Origin of the sequence: Enterobacter sp. 198 (genome assembly GCF_009025585.1) — a bacterium.
Lineage (GTDB): Bacteria > Pseudomonadota > Gammaproteobacteria > Enterobacterales > Enterobacteriaceae > Enterobacter > Enterobacter ludwigii.
Genome location: NZ_WCIM01000030.1, coordinates 282663 through 299920, shown reverse-complemented (window position 1 = coordinate 299920; position 17258 = coordinate 282663). Strand labels below are relative to the sequence as shown.

The 17258-nt window shown below is 57.2% G+C and carries 15 protein-coding genes; 9 read left to right on the top strand and 6 right to left on the bottom strand.

The window, feature by feature from the left end:
- The first annotated feature begins 76 nt into the window (after positions 1-76).
- The 4 genes from ubiG (at position 77) to yfaE (ending at position 4873) form a co-directional block, all read left to right on the top strand.
- The gene (gene ubiG, locus F8561_RS19650) at positions 77-805 is read left to right on the top strand and encodes a bifunctional 2-polyprenyl-6-hydroxyphenol methylase/3-demethylubiquinol 3-O-methyltransferase UbiG (RefSeq protein ID WP_014170964.1); all 729 of its coding nucleotides are present in this window, start codon (positions 77-79) and stop codon (positions 803-805) included.
- 346 nt (positions 806-1151) lie between these two features.
- Complete coding sequence (gene nrdA / locus F8561_RS19645) at positions 1152-3437, top strand: class 1a ribonucleoside-diphosphate reductase subunit alpha (protein WP_020883162.1); 2286 nt, start codon at positions 1152-1154, stop codon at positions 3435-3437.
- Between the two features lie 51 nt (positions 3438-3488).
- Positions 3489-4619, top strand: a complete 1131-nt coding sequence (nrdB, locus tag F8561_RS19640; protein WP_014170966.1) for a class Ia ribonucleoside-diphosphate reductase subunit beta — start codon at positions 3489-3491, stop codon at positions 4617-4619.
- Positions 4619-4873: a class I ribonucleotide reductase maintenance protein YfaE gene (gene yfaE, locus F8561_RS19635; RefSeq protein ID WP_014170967.1), complete on the top strand. Its 255-nt coding sequence runs from the start codon at positions 4619-4621 to the stop codon at positions 4871-4873. Before nrdB ends, yfaE begins: the two co-directional genes overlap by 1 nt.
- Before the next feature lie 48 nt (positions 4874-4921).
- Here yfaE and glpQ read toward each other — a convergent pair whose 3' ends face one another.
- Positions 4922-5974, bottom strand: a complete 1053-nt coding sequence (gene glpQ / locus F8561_RS19630) for a glycerophosphodiester phosphodiesterase (protein ID WP_151887805.1) — start codon at positions 5972-5974, stop codon at positions 4922-4924.
- A gap of 11 nt (positions 5975-5985) precedes the next feature.
- Complete coding sequence (gene glpT / locus F8561_RS19625) at positions 5986-7338, bottom strand: glycerol-3-phosphate transporter (RefSeq protein WP_025203601.1); 1353 nt, start codon at positions 7336-7338, stop codon at positions 5986-5988.
- Between the two features lie 255 nt (positions 7339-7593).
- Between glpT and glpA the strand changes: the two genes are divergently transcribed.
- The 3 genes from glpA to glpC are packed head-to-tail and all read left to right on the top strand — an operon-like array spanning position 7594 to position 11616.
- Positions 7594-9222 carry an anaerobic glycerol-3-phosphate dehydrogenase subunit A gene (glpA, locus tag F8561_RS19620; RefSeq protein ID WP_151887804.1) on the top strand — a complete coding sequence of 543 codons (1629 nt, stop codon included), beginning with the start codon at positions 7594-7596 and terminating at the stop codon, positions 9220-9222.
- Entirely contained in the window at positions 9212-10429 is a 1218-nt protein-coding gene (glpB, locus tag F8561_RS19615; protein WP_151887803.1) for a glycerol-3-phosphate dehydrogenase subunit GlpB, read from the top strand. Before glpA ends, glpB begins: the two co-directional genes overlap by 11 nt.
- A complete protein-coding gene (glpC, locus tag F8561_RS19610) occupies positions 10426-11616 on the top strand; it encodes an anaerobic glycerol-3-phosphate dehydrogenase subunit GlpC (protein WP_151887802.1) in 1191 nt (396 codons plus the stop codon). The genes glpB and glpC overlap by 4 nt, the downstream gene beginning before the upstream one ends.
- 33 nt (positions 11617-11649) lie before the next feature.
- Here the strand turns inward: glpC and F8561_RS19605 are convergent, their stop codons facing one another.
- From F8561_RS19605 to tctD, 4 genes are all read right to left on the bottom strand, one after another.
- Positions 11650-12849: a nicotinamide mononucleotide deamidase-related protein YfaY gene (locus F8561_RS19605; protein ID WP_025203597.1), complete on the bottom strand. Its 1200-nt coding sequence runs from the start codon at positions 12847-12849 to the stop codon at positions 11650-11652.
- Between the two features lie 94 nt (positions 12850-12943).
- Entirely contained in the window at positions 12944-13483 is a 540-nt protein-coding gene (locus F8561_RS19600; protein ID WP_020883156.1) for a YfaZ family outer membrane protein, read from the bottom strand.
- 129 nt (positions 13484-13612) lie between these two features.
- On the bottom strand, positions 13613-15022 hold the full coding sequence (locus tag F8561_RS19595; RefSeq protein ID WP_151887801.1) for a sensor histidine kinase: 1410 nt from the start codon (positions 15020-15022) through the stop codon (positions 13613-13615).
- Positions 15009-15683 carry a transcriptional regulator TctD gene (tctD, locus tag F8561_RS19590; RefSeq protein WP_151887800.1) on the bottom strand — a complete coding sequence of 225 codons (675 nt, stop codon included), beginning with the start codon at positions 15681-15683 and terminating at the stop codon, positions 15009-15011. Before tctD ends, F8561_RS19595 begins: the two co-directional genes overlap by 14 nt.
- Before the next feature lie 150 nt (positions 15684-15833).
- On the opposite strand from tctD, the gene F8561_RS19585 reads away from it, so the two are divergent.
- The gene (locus F8561_RS19585) at positions 15834-16814 is read left to right on the top strand and encodes a Bug family tripartite tricarboxylate transporter substrate binding protein (protein WP_014170977.1); all 981 of its coding nucleotides are present in this window, start codon (positions 15834-15836) and stop codon (positions 16812-16814) included.
- An 11-nt stretch (positions 16815-16825) separates the two neighbouring features.
- On the top strand, positions 16826-17257 hold the full coding sequence (locus tag F8561_RS19580; RefSeq protein ID WP_020883153.1) for a tripartite tricarboxylate transporter TctB family protein: 432 nt from the start codon (positions 16826-16828) through the stop codon (positions 17255-17257).
- Position 17258: the final 1 nt, after the last annotated feature.

Genomic DNA, 17258 nt, shown 5'->3' with positions numbered 1-17258 from the left:
GTAAACCAATAAGCTTTATTCAACCGCGCGGGCTGATATACTCCGAAGTCTTGCAAAATAAGGAGTAAAAGCGCCCATGAATGCCGAAAAATCCCCGGTGGCTCACAACGTTGACCATGAAGAGATTGCCAAATTCGAAGCGGTGGCATCCCGCTGGTGGGATCTCGAAGGTGAGTTTAAACCTCTGCACCGCATTAACCCGCTGCGTCTGGGCTATATCGCGGAGCGTTCCGGCGGCCTGTTCGGTAAGAAAGTGCTCGACGTCGGCTGCGGCGGCGGCATTCTGGCAGAAAGCATGGCGCGCGAAGGGGCCACCGTCACCGGTCTGGATATGGGCTTTGAACCGCTGCAGGTTGCCCGTCTTCATGCGCTGGAATCTGGAGTGCAGGTGGAATATGTGCAGGAAACCGTCGAAGAACATGCGGCAAAGCATGCCCATCAGTACGACGTGGTGACCTGTATGGAGATGCTGGAGCACGTTCCCGACCCCCAGTCCGTGGTTCACGCCTGTGCAAAACTGGTGAAACCGGGCGGCCAGGTCTTCTTCTCGACGATCAACCGAAACGGAAAAGCCTGGCTGATGGCGGTCGTCGGGGCGGAGTATGTGCTGCGTATGGTGCCAAAAGGCACGCACGACGTGAAGAAATTCATCAAGCCTGCTGAATTACTGAGCTGGGTTGATCAGACGTGGCTCAAGGAGCAGCACATCACCGGTCTGCATTACAATCCATTGACCGATAAATTCAAACTCGCACCGGGTGTAGATGTTAACTATATGTTGCATACAACCGCCAAAAACGACTGACGTCATCCATTATTCTTATAAAGATTGCGCGACATCATGTTGCGCAATTCTGACCTCCCGTTGAAGAAATCAGCACTCGATCAAATTTTGAATTTTTTTCTTAATTATTGACATCTCTTCCAGGCCTTACGGTACGAGGACTTAGCCTTTTTTACCCTTTGACAACCTCAATTTAACGTCAAAATCAACCCTTGTGCTGAAAAGATTCGATACTAGAATACTCACCATATAGCGTTTTTCTTATCGCAAACCCCCTATATGTAGTATTTATCCACAGAGTTAGTCACAAGACGGATCTGTGGATAAGCGGGGGATATTTTTTATTTCACGGACAGGTAAAACCCACATGAATCAGAGTCTGCTGGTGACTAAGCGCGACGGTACCACCGAGCGTATCAATCTGGACAAAATCCATCGTGTTCTCGACTGGGCAGCAGAAGGACTGAATAACGTATCTATCTCCCAGGTTGAACTGCGCTCTCACATTCAGTTCTACGATGGCATCAAGACATCTGATATCCACGAAACCATCATCAAGGCTGCGGCGGATCTCATCTCCCGTGAAGCCCCGGATTATCAGTACCTCGCTGCACGTCTGGCGATTTTCCACCTGCGTAAAAAAGCGTACGGCCAGTTTGAGCCGCCAAAGCTTTACGATCACGTGGTGAAAATGGTTGAGCTGGGCAAATACGACACGCATCTGCTGGAAGACTATACGGAAGAAGAGTTCGAGCAGATGAACGGGTTTATCGATCACTGGCGCGACATGAACTTCTCTTACGCGGCGGTGAAGCAGCTCGAAGGCAAATACCTGGTTCAGAACCGTGTGACCGGTGAGATCTACGAAAGTGCCCAGTTCCTCTATATTCTGGTGGCCGCCTGCCTGTTCTCTAACTACCCGCGTGACACCCGTCTGGAATACGTGAAGCGTTTCTACGATGCGGTTTCCACGTTCAAGATTTCTCTGCCTACGCCAATCATGTCTGGCGTGCGTACCCCAACCCGTCAGTTCAGCTCATGCGTTCTGATCGAGTGTGGTGACAGCCTGGATTCCATCAACGCGACCTCCAGCGCCATCGTGAAATATGTCTCCCAGCGTGCCGGTATCGGCATCAACGCCGGTCGCATCCGTGCACTGGGTAGCCCGATTCGCGGCGGTGAAGCGTTCCACACCGGCTGTATCCCGTTCTACAAACACTTCCAGACCGCGGTAAAATCCTGCTCTCAGGGCGGCGTACGCGGTGGTGCAGCCACCCTGTTCTACCCAATGTGGCACCTGGAAGTGGAAAGCCTGCTGGTACTGAAAAACAACCGTGGCGTTGAAGGCAACCGCGTTCGTCACATGGACTACGGCGTACAGATCAACAAGCTGATGTACACCCGTCTGCTGAAAGGTGAAGACATCACCCTGTTCAGCCCGTCCGACGTTCCGGGCCTGTATGACGCGTTCTTTGCCGATCAGGATGAGTTCGAGCGTCTGTACACCAAATACGAAAAAGACGACAGCATCCGTAAGCAGCGCGTTAAGGCGGTTGACCTGTTCTCCCTGATGATGCAGGAACGTGCCTCTACCGGCCGTATCTACATTCAGAACGTTGACCACTGCAACACCCATAGCCCGTTTGACCCGGTGGTTGCGCCAGTGCGCCAGTCTAACCTGTGCCTGGAAATCGCCCTGCCGACCAAACCGCTGGAAGATGTTAACGACGAAAACGGCGAAATCGCGCTCTGCACCCTCTCTGCTTTCAACCTGGGCGCTATCAAGAGCCTGGAAGAGCTGGAAGAGCTGGCGGTGCTGGCCGTGCGTGCGCTGGATGCCCTGCTGGATTACCAGGACTACCCAATCCCGGCGGCAAAACGTGGAGCAATGGGCCGTCGTACCCTCGGTATCGGCGTTATCAACTTTGCCTACTGGCTGGCGAAACACGGTAAGCGTTACTCCGACGGCAGCGCGAACAACCTGACCCACGAAACGTTCGAAGCGATTCAGTACTACCTGCTGAAAGCCTCCAACGAGCTGGCGAAAGAGCAAGGCGCGTGCCCGTGGTTCAACGAAACCACCTATGCGAAAGGCATTCTGCCGATCGATACCTACAAGAAAGACCTGGATGCGATCTCTAACGAACCGCTGCATCTGGACTGGGAAGCGCTGCGTGAATCCATCAAGACTCACGGCCTGCGTAACTCCACGCTGTCTGCCCTGATGCCGTCTGAGACCTCTTCACAGATCTCTAACGCCACCAACGGTATTGAACCACCGCGCGGCCACGTCAGCATTAAAGCGTCGAAAGACGGTATCCTGCGTCAGGTTGTGCCTGACTACGAGCTGCTGAAAGACAACTACGAGCTGCTGTGGGAAATGCCAAACAACGACGGTTACCTGCAGCTGGTGGGGATCATGCAGAAGTTTATCGACCAGTCGATTTCTGCTAACACCAACTACGACCCGACGCGCTTCCCGTCTGGCAAGGTACCGATGCAGCAACTGTTGAAAGACCTGCTCACCGCCTACAAATTTGGTGTGAAAACCCTGTACTATCACAACACCCGTGATGGTGCGGAAGACGCTCAGGATGACATGGCACCGTCAATTCAGGACGATGGCTGCGAAAGCGGCGCATGTAAGATCTAATGAAGGGCGGGGATATCCCCGCCTTTATTTCGTAAGACAGGACTCCAATTCATGGCATACACCACCTTTTCACAGACGAAAAACGACCAGCTCAAAGAGCCGATGTTCTTCGGGCAACCGGTCAACGTGGCACGCTACGATCAGCAAAAATATGACATCTTCGAAAAGCTGATTGAAAAGCAACTCTCCTTCTTCTGGCGCCCGGAAGAAGTTGACGTCTCTCGCGATCGTATCGATTTCCAGGCGTTGCCGGAGCACGAAAAGCATATCTTCATCAGCAACCTGAAGTACCAGACGCTGCTGGACTCCATTCAGGGCCGTAGCCCGAACGTGGCGCTGCTGCCGCTGATCTCCATTCCGGAGCTGGAAACCTGGGTGGAAACCTGGGCGTTTTCTGAGACCATCCACTCCCGCTCTTACACCCATATTATCCGCAACATCGTTAACGATCCGGCGGTGGTGTTTGACGATATCGTCACTAACGAGCAGATCCAGAAACGTGCTGAAGGTATTGCGCACTACTACGACGAACTGATCGAGATGACCAGCTACTGGCATCTGCTGGGCGAAGGCACCCACACCGTGAACGGCAAAACCGTCACCGTGAGCCTGCGCGCGCTGAAGAAACAGCTTTACCTGTGCCTGATGAGCGTTAACGCACTGGAAGCCATCCGCTTCTATGTGAGCTTCGCCTGCTCCTTCGCTTTTGCGGAACGCAAGCTGATGGAAGGTAATGCCAAAATCATCCGTCTGATCGCCCGTGACGAGGCCCTGCACCTGACCGGCACCCAGCATATGCTGAACCTGCTGCGCAGCGGTACAGACGATCCGGAGATGGCTGAAATTGCCGAAGAGTGCAAACAGGAGTGCTATGACCTGTTCGTGCTGGCCGCTCAGCAGGAGAAAGAGTGGGCAGACTACCTGTTCCGCGACGGCTCCATGATTGGCCTGAACAAAGATATCCTGTGCCAGTATGTTGAGTACATCACCAACATCCGTATGCAGGCGGTCGGGCTTGAGCTGCCGTTCAAAACCCGCTCTAACCCAATTCCGTGGATCAACACCTGGCTGGTATCCGATAACGTGCAGGTTGCGCCACAGGAAGTGGAAGTCAGTTCTTATCTGGTCGGGCAGATTGACTCTGAAGTTAATACCGACGACCTGAGCGACTTCCAGCTCTGATGAGCCGCGTAACGCTTAGCCTTTCCGGTACCGAAGTGCTGTGCCGGGAAGAACACCCTTCCCTGTTGATTGCGCTTGAGGCGCATCAGGTTGAAGTGGAGTATCAATGCCGCTCAGGCTATTGCGGCTCATGTCGCTGCCGTTTAGTCGCCGGACAAGTGGACTGGCTGACCGAACCGCTGGCCTTCATCAACGAAGGTGAAATTTTGCCCTGCTGCTGCCGGGCAAAAGGCGATATAGAGATTGAGATGTAAACCGCCCCTCCGGGCGACATAAAAAAGGGCCTTACGGCCCTTTTTCTTTTACTTCAAAAACTGCACGGCTTTATCGGGGAAATCGGTGAACAGCCCGTCCACCCCGGCCTGGTTATACAGCACGTCGTACAGCTGGTTTACGTCCGTCGCATAAGCCGGAAGCTGGTCCGCACGCACCGTATACGGATGAACCTGCATATGACTGGCGTGCGCCTCTTTCACCATTGCCGTCAGCTTAATGTGGCCCGGCGTTGAGCCTTCCGCCACCAGCATATGGTAATCCGGTCCGATACCGTCGGCGTACTGCGCGATCTGTTTCATTGCGCCCGGCTTAAACATCCAGTCGTAGTTGTAATTCACCCACGTGCCGTCGGGCTGTTTCTCCTGAGTTTCATTCCAGTCGGTGTAGGCAATCAGCTGTACCAGATTGAGATCCATCCCTCTCTTTGGCGCCAGCTCGGTTTTGATGCGCTTCAGCTCAGCGGCGTCAAAACACTGCAGATAGACTTTGTCGCGCTTGCTGGTGTAGCCGTACTTTTTCAGCACGTCCAGCGTCTTCGCGGCAATGTCCTTCCCTTCCTGATGGTGGAACCACGGCGCTTTTATCTCCGGGTAGATGCCGATGTTTTTCCCGGTTGAGTGGTTCAGTCCCTGAACAAACTCAATCTCTTCTTCGAAGGTATGAATGCGAAAATCAGATTTACCCATCGGGAAACGTCCCGGATAGACCTGCACCTTCTTGCCGTTTTCAACCTCGAAACCCTCGGTAAACTTCAGCGAACGAATCTCATCCAGCGTAAAGTCAATGGCGTAGTAGCGACCATCTTTGCGGGCGCGGTCCGGGAAACGCTCAGCCACGTCCGTCACGCGGTCAAGATAGTGGTCATGAAGGACGACCAGCTGATCGTCACGGGTCATCACCAGATCCTGCTCGAGATAATCTGCCCCCTGCGCATAGGCCATCGCTTTTGCCGGGAGCGTGTGCTCTGGCAGATAGCCGCTTGCGCCGCGATGGGCGATAACCATTTTCTCGTTAGCCAGCGCTGAGCCTGTCATCAGGCCCGCCAGCAGCAGGCCCGTTGCTACGTAAGTTAATTTCATCAGCCTTCTCCTTATTGACGACGCGCCTGCATTTCGGCGTGATGACGTTTTTCACCAATCATCACCACAATCAACAGCAGCACCGCCAGCACGCTACCGCCAATCATCACCATAAAGCCGCCGTCCCAGCCGAAGAAGTCAACGGTGTAGCCCACAATGGCGCTCGCCGCGACCGAACCGCCCAGGTAACCGAACAGACCGGTAAAGCCGGCCGCCGTACCTGCCGCTTTCTTCGGCGCCAGCTCCAGGGCATGCAGACCAATCAGCATAACCGGGCCGTAAATCAGGAAGCCAATGACGATCATACAGGCCATATCGATTGACGGGTTACCCGGCGGGTTGAGCCAGTAAACCACGGTGGCAATGGTCACCAGCGTCATAAAGAAGACGCCTGTCGCACCACGGTTACCCCGGAACACTTTGTCCGACATCCAGCCGCAAATCAGCGTCCCCGGGATCCCGGCGTACTCATAGAGGAAGTAAGCCCAGGAGGATTTATCCAGCGCGAAATGCTTCACCTCTTTCAGATAGGTAGGTGACCAGTCGAGGATGCCGTAACGCAGCAGGTACACGAAGACGTTGGCCACCGCGATATACCACAGCAGTTTGTTGGGCAGGACGTACTTCATGAAGATCTGTTTGGCCGTCAGCTCTTCTTCATGCTGCTCGCTGTAATCATCCGGATAGTCGTTTTTGTACTCTTCAATCGGCGGCAGGCCACAGGACTGCGGCGTGTCACGCATCAGGGCGAAAGCGATAACCGCCACCAGAATGGCACCAAAGGCAGGCATATAAAGCGCGGCTTTCCAGTCGTTAAACCACGCCATCCCCAGCAGGAACAGCAGAGGTGGAATACCGCCACCGACGTTATGCGCGCAGTTCCACACCGACACGATGCCGCCACGCTCTTTCTGCGACCACCAGTGCACCATGGTGCGCCCGCACGGCGGCCACCCCATTCCCTGGAACCAGCCACAGAGGAACAGCAGCACGAACATCACGGCGATGCTGGAGGTTGCCCATGGCACAAAGCCCATGAACAGCATCACCGCTGCCGCCAGGATCAGACCCGCAGGCAGGAACACGCGTGGATTCGAGCGATCGGACACTGAACCCATGATGAATTTGGAAAAACCGTAGGCGATAGAGATCCCCGACAGCGCGAACCCCAGATCGCCACGAGAAAAGCCCTGCTCCACCAGATACGGCATGGCGAGCGCAAAGTTTTTACGTACCAGGTAGTACGCCGCGTACCCGAAGAAGATCCCCAGGAAGATTTGCCAACGCAGACGACGGTATAGCGGATCAATTTCTGCCTCTGGCAGACGCGCCCGATGCGGCGCAGGTTTGAAGATACTGAGCATGACAGCCTCCGTGGCCAGGTATTGAATTTACAGGGGTTTAACTGCCCCACACTCCAGAGAGGCGGCGATGTTAAGAAATCACGGTGATTGTTACTGTGAATCAACGCACAAATTGTTACAGAAATATGACAATGTGCGCAGAAAAGCGCATGGAATCACGTTTCACTTTCGAATTTCGTTCGTTTATGTTCGAAATCAAACAAACCACAGTTTTGATGTGGCTAAATGGTAAAAAACGAACACAGAGGGATAACAATGACAATTCACGATCCTCGCTACAGCGATGTGATTATCATTGGCGGTGGCGCGACCGGCGCCGGCATCGCACGCGACTGCGCCCTGCGTGGGCTGAGCGTCACGCTTCTGGAGCGCCATGACATTGCGACGGGCGCAACCGGGCGCAATCATGGCCTGCTACACAGTGGTGCCCGTTACGCGGTGACCGACCCCGAATCCGCGCGGGAATGCATTGCTGAAAACCAGATCCTCAGACGCATTGCCCGCCACTGCATTGAACCGACCAACGGTCTGTTCATTACGCTCCCCGAAGACGATCTCTCATTTCAGCCAACCTTTGTGACCGCCTGCCGCGCTGCAGGGATTGAGGCTGACGTCATCGACCCCGAACTCGCGCGTCGTCTGGAACCGTCTGTCAACCCGGCCCTTATCGGTGCGGTGAAGGTCCCGGACGGTACGGTTGACCCTTTCCGCCTGACCGCCGCGAACATGCTGGACGCCCGTGAACACGGCGCACAGGTTCTGACCGGGCAGGAAGTGACCGGGCTTATCCGTGAAGGGAACCGCGTCTGCGGCGTACGTGTTTTTGATACGCAGTATAAGGAGCATGGTGAACTGTACGCCGCCGTGGTGGTCAACGCGGCGGGGATCTGGGGGCAACGCATCGCGGAGTACGCCGAGCTGTCTGTGCGCATGTTCCCGGCAAAAGGCTCGCTGCTGATCCTCGACCACCGCATTAACAACCACGTGATCAACCGCTGCCGCAAACCTTCTGATGCCGACATCCTGGTGCCGGGCGATACCATTTCGCTTATCGGCACCACCTCAACCCACGTGGACTTTAGCGAGATTGATTACAACCGCGTGACCGCCGACGAGGTGGATATCCTGCTGCGCGAAGGGGAAAAGCTGGCCCCTGTGATGGCGCAGACCCGAATTCTTCGCGCCTATGCCGGCGTGCGCCCTCTGGTGGCGAGCGATAACGACCCGAGCGGGCGCAACGTCAGCCGTGGCATCGTGCTGCTCGACCACGCCGCGCGCGATGGTATGGACGGGTTTATCACCATCACCGGCGGCAAGCTGATGACCTACCGCCTGATGGCCGAGTGGGCAACCGATGCCGTCTGTCGCAAGCTGGGTAATAGCGAACGGTGTGTGACCGCAGAGCAACCTCTGCCCGGCTCACGTCAGTCCACCGAGAAAACGCTGCAAAAAATCATCTCCCTTTCCGCCCCCCTGCGCGGTTCCGCCATCTACCGCCACGGAGACCGCACGCCGGTCTGGCTGGGGGAAGGACGGCTGAGCCGTAGCCTGGTGTGTGAATGCGAAGCCGTCACGGCGGGTGAAGTGCAATACGCCGTGGAGAATCTGACCGTCAACAGCCTGCTTGATTTACGTCGGCGCACCCGCGTGGGCATGGGCACCTGCCAGGGTGAGCTGTGCGCCTGCCGTGCCGCCGGGTTGTTACAACGTTTTCATACCACCACTGCCACCCAGTCGCTGGCACAACTCAGTGATTTCCTGAACGAACGCTGGAAAGGCATTCAGCCTGTCGCCTGGGGTGATGCCCTGCGTGAAAGCGAGTTTACCCGCTGGGTCTACCAGGGGCTGTGCGGTCTTGAGAAGGAGCAACAGGATGAAATTTGATACCGTGATTGTCGGTGGTGGGCTGGCGGGTCTGCTCTGTGGTATCAGGCTAACGAAGCAGGGGCTGCGCTGCGCCATCATCACCCGGGGCCAGAGCGCACTGCACTTCTCGTCGGGTTCGCTGGATCTGCTGGATGAGGCGTATCGCGATGCCCTGCCGCCAGAGCATCCCTATAACCTGACGGGCAGAGACACCGTCGACCGCCTCGCCCATGAAGCCGAAACCCTTCTGGCCGAGTGCGGCGCACGGCTGCAGGGTAACGCCCGGAAAAATCATCATCGGGTTACCCCGCTCGGCACCCTGCGCTCTGCCTGGCTCAGCCCGGAAGAGGTGCCTGTTGCCCCCTTTAACGCAGGGCGGATCCTGGTCGTGGGTATTAGCGGTTTTCTTGATTTCCAGCCCCACCTCGCTGCGGCATCGCTCTGTCGCCAGGGCGTGAACGCACAAACGGCTGAGATAGAGCTTCCTGAGCTTGACGTCCTGCGCGACAACCCGAGTGAGTTTCGCGCGGTGAATATTGCCCGTTTTCTCGATAACGACGATAAATGGCCACTGCTGTATGCCGCGCTCCGGCCGCTTGCCGAAGGTTGCGACACGCTGTTTATGCCCGCCTGCTTTGGCTTAAGCGACAACCGGCTCTGGCGCTGGCTCTCGGATCGCCTGCCCTGCTCGCTTGGCCTGCTGCCGACGCTTCCCCCTTCTGTCCCCGGCATTCGCCTGCATACCCAGCTTCAGCGGCGGTTTATCGCTCAGGGTGGCGTGTGGATGGCGGGTGACGAGGTGAAAAAAATCACCCTGACGGATGGCTCGGTGAGCGAAGTCTGGACGCGTAATCACGCTGATATTCCGCTTCGCGCGCGTTATACGGTGCTGGCAAGCGGCAGTTTCTTCAGCAACGGGCTGCTGAGCCGTCGGGACGGCATCCAGGAGGCCATTATGGGACTGGATGTCCGGCAAACGCCCTCCCGCGCGGACTGGTATCAGAGTGATTTCTTCACCCCGCAACCCTGGCAGCAGTTCGGCGTGATTGTCGATAAGCAACTGCACCCGCAACGTTCTGGTCAGCCGGTCAGTAATCTCTATGCCATTGGTTCTCTTCTGGGGGGATACGATCCTATCGCTCAGGGTTGCGGCGGCGGGGTCTGCGCCATCACGGCGCTGTATGTGGCAGAGCAAATTGGCCAGCGCATGGAGGCTGAGCAATGAACGATACCCGGTTTGAAAGCTGCCTCAAATGCACAGTTTGTACCACCGTCTGCCCGGTCAGCGGTGTGAATCCGCGCTACCCGGGCCCGAAACAGGCCGGGCCTGACGGCGAGCGCCTGCGTCTTAAAGACGGTGCGCTGTATGATGAGGCGCTGAAATACTGCATCAACTGTAAACGTTGCGAAGTGGCCTGTCCGTCGGACGTGAAGATCGGCGATATCATCCAGCGAGCCCGCGCGCGTTACAGCACGCAAAAGCCGTCCCTGCGCGATGCGATCCTGAGTCACACCGACCTGATGGGCAGTGTCTCCACGCCTTTTGCCCCGCTGGTGAATGCTGCAACGTCTCTCAAGCCGGTGCGAAAACTGCTGGATGCGACGCTGAAGATAGACCACCACCGCAGCCTGCCAAAATACTCTCACGGTACCTTCCGGCGCTGGTATACATCCGTGGCAGCGGAACAGGCGCAGTACACCGATCAGGTCGCGTTCTTCCACGGCTGCTATGTCAACTACAACCACCCGCAACTGGGAAAAGATCTGCTGAAGGTACTCAACGCGATGGGGACCGGCGTGCAGCTCCTGAAGAAAGAGAAGTGCTGCGGTGTGCCGTTGATTGCCAACGGTTTTACCGATAAGGCGCGCAGACAGGCCAAAAGCAACGTCACATCCCTGCGCGAGGCCATCGTTGATAAAGGAATTCCGGTACTGGCCACCTCGTCCACCTGTACCTTCACCCTGCGTGATGAGTATCCGCACCTGCTGGACGTGGATAACACCGGTCTGCGCGAGCACATTGAGCTGGCGACGCGTTTCCTGTGGCGCAAACTGGACAGCGGGCAGACGCTGCCGCTGCGGGAACTACCGCTGAAAGTGGTGTATCACACACCGTGTCATATGGAGAAAATGGGCTGGTCGCTCTATACGCTTGAGCTGTTGCGGCTCATTCCGGGGCTGGAGCTGACGGTGCTGGACTCGCGCTGCTGCGGCATCGCGGGCACTTACGGCTTTAAGCGAGAAAACTACGAAACGTCACAGGCGATCGGCGCCCCGCTGTTTCGCCAGATTGAAGAGAGCGGCGCAGATATCGTGATCACCGACTGCGAAACCTGCAAGTGGCAGATAGAGATGTCTACCAGCAAGCGCTGCGAGCATCCGATCACTCTGCTGGCGAAGGCGCTGGGCTAAACCGTGCCGGGGCAAAACGCCCCGGCAAAGACATCACTCAACAAACAGCGATTCGACAACATTAATCCAGCCGTGCTCGCTGGCCACCTCTTTACCCATCAGCCAGCGGCGCAGCATGTTCAGCGCCATCATGGCGCAGACCTCCTGACGTACCGCCAGACTGTGGCGGGTAATGCTCATTTTAACCCGCAAAGCATACGTGCCTTCCGGCGTCGCCAGCGCAAAGTTGAGATGTTCCTCATCCAGCCCCCCCACAAACAGCGCCAGGCCAGCAAAATGTTTCACTCTTCTTTCCGAAGCCCAGCGCGCGGTCTGCGCCAGCGTTTCCTGCTGGAACGGCACCACTTCACTGGCCAACAGCGGCGCACTGGCGCGCGACAGCTGTAGCGCCAGCAGGCCGCCGGTGAACTGTTCGCTTAAGGTCACGCTCAGCTGGCGAGACTGCAGATGCGACGCAATCTGCGCCGGCAGCCCCTCGGTGCCTTCAAAGATCAGGCTTTCACCTGCCACGCGCTGCACCTCCGGCCAGAGCGCCAGCATCGCCGCCTTCTCTGAGGCCGGTCCTGTCAGCTTGAGTTCAATGATGGGCATGGAGGAGCGGTAGCCCATTGAGACACCGGGTGGCAGGGAGAGATGATCAAGACTCTGGGCCAGATCGCTTTCGGAACGGCCAAACGTGGTCAGACGCAGGCAGAGCGGAGGCTCAGGCAGGGTAAAACGTTCGCGAAGGCGCGGCAGGATCTGCTGCTCGACCATCACTTTAAATTCTGACGGTACGCCCGGCGTGAAGAACATCAGGCAGCGGTTGAGCGTAATGGCAAACCCACACGCGGTACCCACGGGGTTATCGACCAGTTCGGCGCTGGCGGGAATTTCCGCCTGCTTGCGGTTGCTGGGTGCCATAACACGGCCACGTTCTGAGAAGAAACGCTCCATCTGCGCCAGCCACTCTTCATGCAGCACCAGCCCTTCACCTTTTGCGGTCGCGGCGGCCAGGGCGCTGAGATCGTCGCTGGTGGGACCGAGCCCGCCGTTCACAATCAACACGTCGGCGTGTTCGCTACGCTCGCGCAGCACATTCACCAGTGACTCAAGATTGTCGCCCACCGTATTGCGGCGCGTTAACGGTAATCCTTGCTCAAAGAAAAGATCGGCAAGCCAGGCAGCATTGGTATCAATAATTTGTCCATGCAGCACTTCGTCGCCGGTGGATAACATCTCCACGTTAATCATTGTGTTCTCCCGCTTATATGGTCAAAACACTATAGCGCAAATGGATGTCGGGAGAAGAGAGAAACTGGCGCGACAGAATGCCGCGCCGGCGTGATTAGAACCCTGCGCTGACCCCCACGTACGGGCCGTCAGCCAGTGCGTTGTCGCGGTTGCCGTCTTTACCCGCCAGGTTCAGATAGCGATAGCCTGCTTCAATCGTAATCGGACGCATGATGGTCCAGCGCGCGCCCGCGTTGGCTTCTTCATAGCTGTCGATACCGCTGGAGAGCGAATCCGGTGAATAGTAATACTCGCCGAACAGGCCGAAGCTATCGCCAATTTTCCACTGCAGGCCGCCGCCTACCGCCGCCGCGTAACCTTCATCACCGTCGTTCGGGTTAGTGTAAATCCCCTTACCGCCCACGGTAGCCAGGAACGGGCCAAGCGGAATGTTCAGACCCAGGCCGAGGCTTGCCGCATCGCCATCGTCATCGTTATGTGTCCAGCCGCCGGTCATCGCCAGACCGGAGGTCTCGGTCCCAAGGCCAAAGCCGAGGTGAGTATAATCCTGACCCGCCGAGCCGTTGAAGCTGATGGCGTTCGCCGCCGAAGAAACAACCATCAGGCCTAAGCCCACTAATGCCACTTTTTTCATTGTCGTGATCCCGCACAATTTTATAGAGAAGTCCCAAAACCGCGAGATTTTAACCTGAGTCGCCCGGGGATCAAGCACTCTGCGTGCGGCAGGCGAGTAGTTTGTAACGATTTGATACCCGGTGTTTTTTTACGTGAGCAGCAGAAAACGCATTTTAACGCTCAGGCCACCCAGCGTTTCGCTGCGCGTCAGCTGCAAAGGGCTTCGGTGCAGACGGGCAATATCAGCGGCCAGCGCCAGCCCGATCCCTGACCCGGCGGCATCTCCGACGTTATCCAGCCGGTGGAAAGGCAGCATCGCCTGCTGAATCTGGTCCTCTTCGATGCCCGGACCACTGTCCTCCACGCTCAGCTCAACGGCGCCCTGATCTGTTCGCAGGAACACGGTCACTGTCCCTTCTGCAGGGGTATATTTGATCGCATTCTCCAGCAGGTTGGCGCACAACTCCCCCAGCAGCACGTCATCGCCTTCGATCATGAGCGGCTGCTGCAGACCGTCATAGCCCAGGTCAATCGCTTTACTGCGCGCCTGCGCCAGCCGGGAGAAGCAGCAGTTTTGCACCACCTGAACCAAATCCACCGGTGCAAACTGGCCCTCCCCCTGCTCCTTACGCTTCACCGCGGAAAGCTGCAGCAGCCGTTCGGTCAGTACAATGGTGTCATCCAGGGTCGCATTCATTGCCCGCAGGCTCTCCTGCCAGAGGGCGGGATCCTGACGCGTCAGGGCAACGGAGACCTGGGTTTTCAGCACCGCCAGCGGGGTTTTGAGCTGATGCGAGGCATCCGCGTTGAAGCGTTCCTGACGCGACAGCACGCCGCGCAGCCTGTCGATATAGCGGTTGAACGCCACAATCAGCAGCCGGGTCTCAGACCAGGGCAACAACTCCGGCAGCGGCGCGAGCAGGCCTGGATCACGGCGCACCATCAGCGAAGAGAGCTGACGCATTGGGCGCAGTACGCGACGCAACAACCACGCGGTTAACACCAGGGTCAGCAGCACCAGCAATCCCTGAGAGACCCATGATGAAAAGAGCAACTGACTGGCGAGATAGCGGCGGGACTGGAGCGTCTCCGCGACATAAATCTCCGCCATGCCGACGATATTCCCTTCATTGACGGGCTGCAGCAGACGCGCGACACGGATCGCCTGCCCGCGATATTCGGTGTGATAAAACCAGGCCAGCGCCGGATAGAGCGTGGTGCGGGATGTTGCCGGGGGCATCCGGGGCAGATCGTCATAACCCGAGATTACCCGCCCGTCGGGATCAACCACTTTATAATAGAGCCGGTCGTTCATATTGAGTTCAAAGCTGTCGAGCACCACCCAGGGAACATTCACGCCCAGCCTGCCGTCGTGAACCTCCAGCCGCTCCGATATTGTTCGGGCAGAGGATAACAGCGTGCGGTCGTAAGCCTGCGTGGCCGCCTGCAATGCGCTGACATAGCTGTTAAATGCCGACAACCCCCACAGCAACAACAACGGAAGCCCAAGAAACAGCAGCAGTTGCAGGTAAAGCGACTGCGGCTTAACCCACCTCATCGCCGCACTCCAGCACATAACCCAGTCCGCGAAGGGTGGTAACCCTCACGCCGCTACCGCTGAGCTTTTTGCGCAGACGATGAATATAGAGATCGATACTCTCCGGGCTAACGTCGTCATTCAGGCTAAACACCTGATCGAACAGCTGCTGTCGGGAAACGGGCCGGGTCCGGCGATGCATCAACACCTTCAGCAGCGACAGTTCACGCGGCGTGAGCGACAGAGGCTCGTCGCGCAGCAGGAAAAAGCCTTCGTCGTCATATTCTAGCTCCCCAAGGCGCTGACGCTCCTGCGTTCGCCCTTCGCTTCTGCGCAACAGGGCGCGCAGCCGCGCGTCAAGCTCCTCCAGCTCAAACGGTTTCGGCAGATAATCATCCGCCCCGGCGTTGAGCCCTTTCACCCGGTCCGCCACGTTGCTGCGCGCGGTGAGAAACAGGACGGGCAGCGTCTGACCGCGTTTACGCAGACGATGCACGACCTCCAGACCGTCAAAGCCGGGCATTCCGATGTCCAGAATGGCAACCGCATAGCTTTCTCCCTGCAGCAGATAGTCGGCGGCGCGCCCGTCAGAAACGCAGTCCACGGCAAAGCCCTCCTGCACCAGCGCTTTCTCCAGCCAGTGAGCCAGCTCACGATTATCTTCCGCGAGTAAGAGACGCATATCACATCCTGTAAAGTTGGTGTCGCATTGAAAGGGAAATGAAAGGTTATTGTTTTAACAATCACGCAACGGAACCGCTACAAGGTGGTTCACATAATCAGAAAAAAGACCCGTACCCGTACTCCCGGAACTCCGGCGTGAGGATAAACGATGAAAAAACAACTACTTTCGACTCTTGCTGCAAGCGTATTGATGATAAGTGCCTCTGTCGTTCAGGCGCAGGATGCCCCGTCCCGCACCGAGTGCATCGCGCCGGCGAAACCCGGCGGCGGTTTCGATCTCACCTGCAAACTCATTCAGGTCAGCATGCTGGAGACCGGCGCTATCGCAAAACCCATGCGCGTGACCTATATGCCCGGCGGCGTGGGTGCCGTTGCGTACAACGCGATTGTCGCGCAACGCCCTGCGGAAGCCGGCACGGTGGTGGCTTTCTCCGGTGGCTCGCTGTTGAACTTGTCTCAGGGGAAGTTTGGCCGCTACGGCGTGGATGACGTGCGCTGGCTGGCAACCGTCGGTACCGACTACGGCATGATTGCCGTGCGCGCGGATTCACCCTGGAAATCCCTGAAAGACCTGCTGACCGCCATGGAAAAAGATCCGAACAGCGTGGTGATTGGTGCCGGTGCCTCCATCGGCAGCCAGGACTGGATGAAAGCCGCCCTGCTGGCACAGCAGGCGAAGGTTGATCCTCACAAGATGCGCTACGTGGCGTTTGAAGGGGGCGGCGAACCGGTGACGGCGCTGATGGGAAATCACGTTCAGGCGGTATCCGGCGATCTCAGTGAAATGGTGCCCTACCTGAACGGCGATAAAATCCGCGTGCTGGCGGTCTTCTCTGAGAACCGCCTGCCGGGCCAGCTGGCGAACGTTCCTACCGCAAAAGAACAGGGCTATGACCTGGTCTGGCCGATTATCCGCGGTTTCTTCGTCGGGCCAAAAGTGACCGATGCCGAATATCAGTGGTGGGTCGAAACCTTCAATAAACTCCAGCAGACCGAAGCGTTTAAAAAGCAGCGCGATCTGCGCGGGCTGTTTGAGTTCAACCTGAGCGGCAAGCCGCTGGATGAGTACGTCAAAAAACAGGTCAATGACTATCGCGAACAGGCGAAAGCCTTTGGCCTTGCCAAATAACCGGAGGCGGTATGAGCGATCGTATTTTTGCCGGGATTTGGCTGCTGCTCTGCGTCGGTGGGATGTTCGTCGCCTGGCAGATCCACAGCGAATACAGCTATGAACCGGTGGGGCCGCGCCCCTTCCCGATGGGCATTGTTGGACTGATGCTGCTCTGCTCGGTGGCCCTGCTGCTCCGTCATCCGGATACCGTAGAGTGGCCACCGCGCCGTATTCTGCAGCGTCTGCTGGTGATGGTCATTGTTCTGCTGATGTACGCCTGGGGTTTTGAGTGGCTCGGTTTTCCGGTGGCAACCGCCATCCTGACGATGGTGATCGGCATGCTGTTTAACGCCACCCTCCCGGCGGCGGGGATTTCCGGCGCGGTAATGGGGATCTTGCTGTGGTTTGCCTTTGACCGCCTGCTGGATGTGACCTTACCGCTCGGCGCATGGTTTAATTAAC

What these genes read in the sequence shown, in the direction of transcription:
- glpQ (WP_151887805.1), bottom strand. Translation starts at nt 5,974, where the DNA reads ATGAAATTAACTTACGTAGCAACGGGCCTGCTGCTGGCGGGCCTGATG.
- nrdB (WP_014170966.1), top strand. Translation starts at nt 3,489, where the DNA reads ATGGCATACACCACCTTTTCACAGACGAAAAACGACCAGCTCAAAGAG.
- F8561_RS19605 (WP_025203597.1), bottom strand. Translation starts at nt 12,849, where the DNA reads ATGATTAACGTGGAGATGTTATCCACCGGCGACGAAGTGCTGCATGGA.
- glpB (WP_151887803.1), top strand. Translation starts at nt 9,212, where the DNA reads ATGAAATTTGATACCGTGATTGTCGGTGGTGGGCTGGCGGGTCTGCTC.
- glpT (WP_025203601.1), bottom strand. Translation starts at nt 7,338, where the DNA reads ATGCTCAGTATCTTCAAACCTGCGCCGCATCGGGCGCGTCTGCCAGAG.
- ubiG (WP_014170964.1), top strand. Translation starts at nt 77, where the DNA reads ATGAATGCCGAAAAATCCCCGGTGGCTCACAACGTTGACCATGAAGAG.
- glpC (WP_151887802.1), top strand. Translation starts at nt 10,426, where the DNA reads ATGAACGATACCCGGTTTGAAAGCTGCCTCAAATGCACAGTTTGTACC.
- glpA (WP_151887804.1), top strand. Translation starts at nt 7,594, where the DNA reads ATGACAATTCACGATCCTCGCTACAGCGATGTGATTATCATTGGCGGT.
- yfaE (WP_014170967.1), top strand. Translation starts at nt 4,619, where the DNA reads ATGAGCCGCGTAACGCTTAGCCTTTCCGGTACCGAAGTGCTGTGCCGG.
- F8561_RS19600 (WP_020883156.1), bottom strand. Translation starts at nt 13,483, where the DNA reads ATGAAAAAAGTGGCATTAGTGGGCTTAGGCCTGATGGTTGTTTCTTCG.
- nrdA (WP_020883162.1), top strand. Translation starts at nt 1,152, where the DNA reads ATGAATCAGAGTCTGCTGGTGACTAAGCGCGACGGTACCACCGAGCGT.
- F8561_RS19595 (WP_151887801.1), bottom strand. Translation starts at nt 15,022, where the DNA reads ATGAGGTGGGTTAAGCCGCAGTCGCTTTACCTGCAACTGCTGCTGTTT.
- tctD (WP_151887800.1), bottom strand. Translation starts at nt 15,683, where the DNA reads ATGCGTCTCTTACTCGCGGAAGATAATCGTGAGCTGGCTCACTGGCTG.
- F8561_RS19580 (WP_020883153.1), top strand. Translation starts at nt 16,826, where the DNA reads ATGAGCGATCGTATTTTTGCCGGGATTTGGCTGCTGCTCTGCGTCGGT.
- F8561_RS19585 (WP_014170977.1), top strand. Translation starts at nt 15,834, where the DNA reads ATGAAAAAACAACTACTTTCGACTCTTGCTGCAAGCGTATTGATGATA.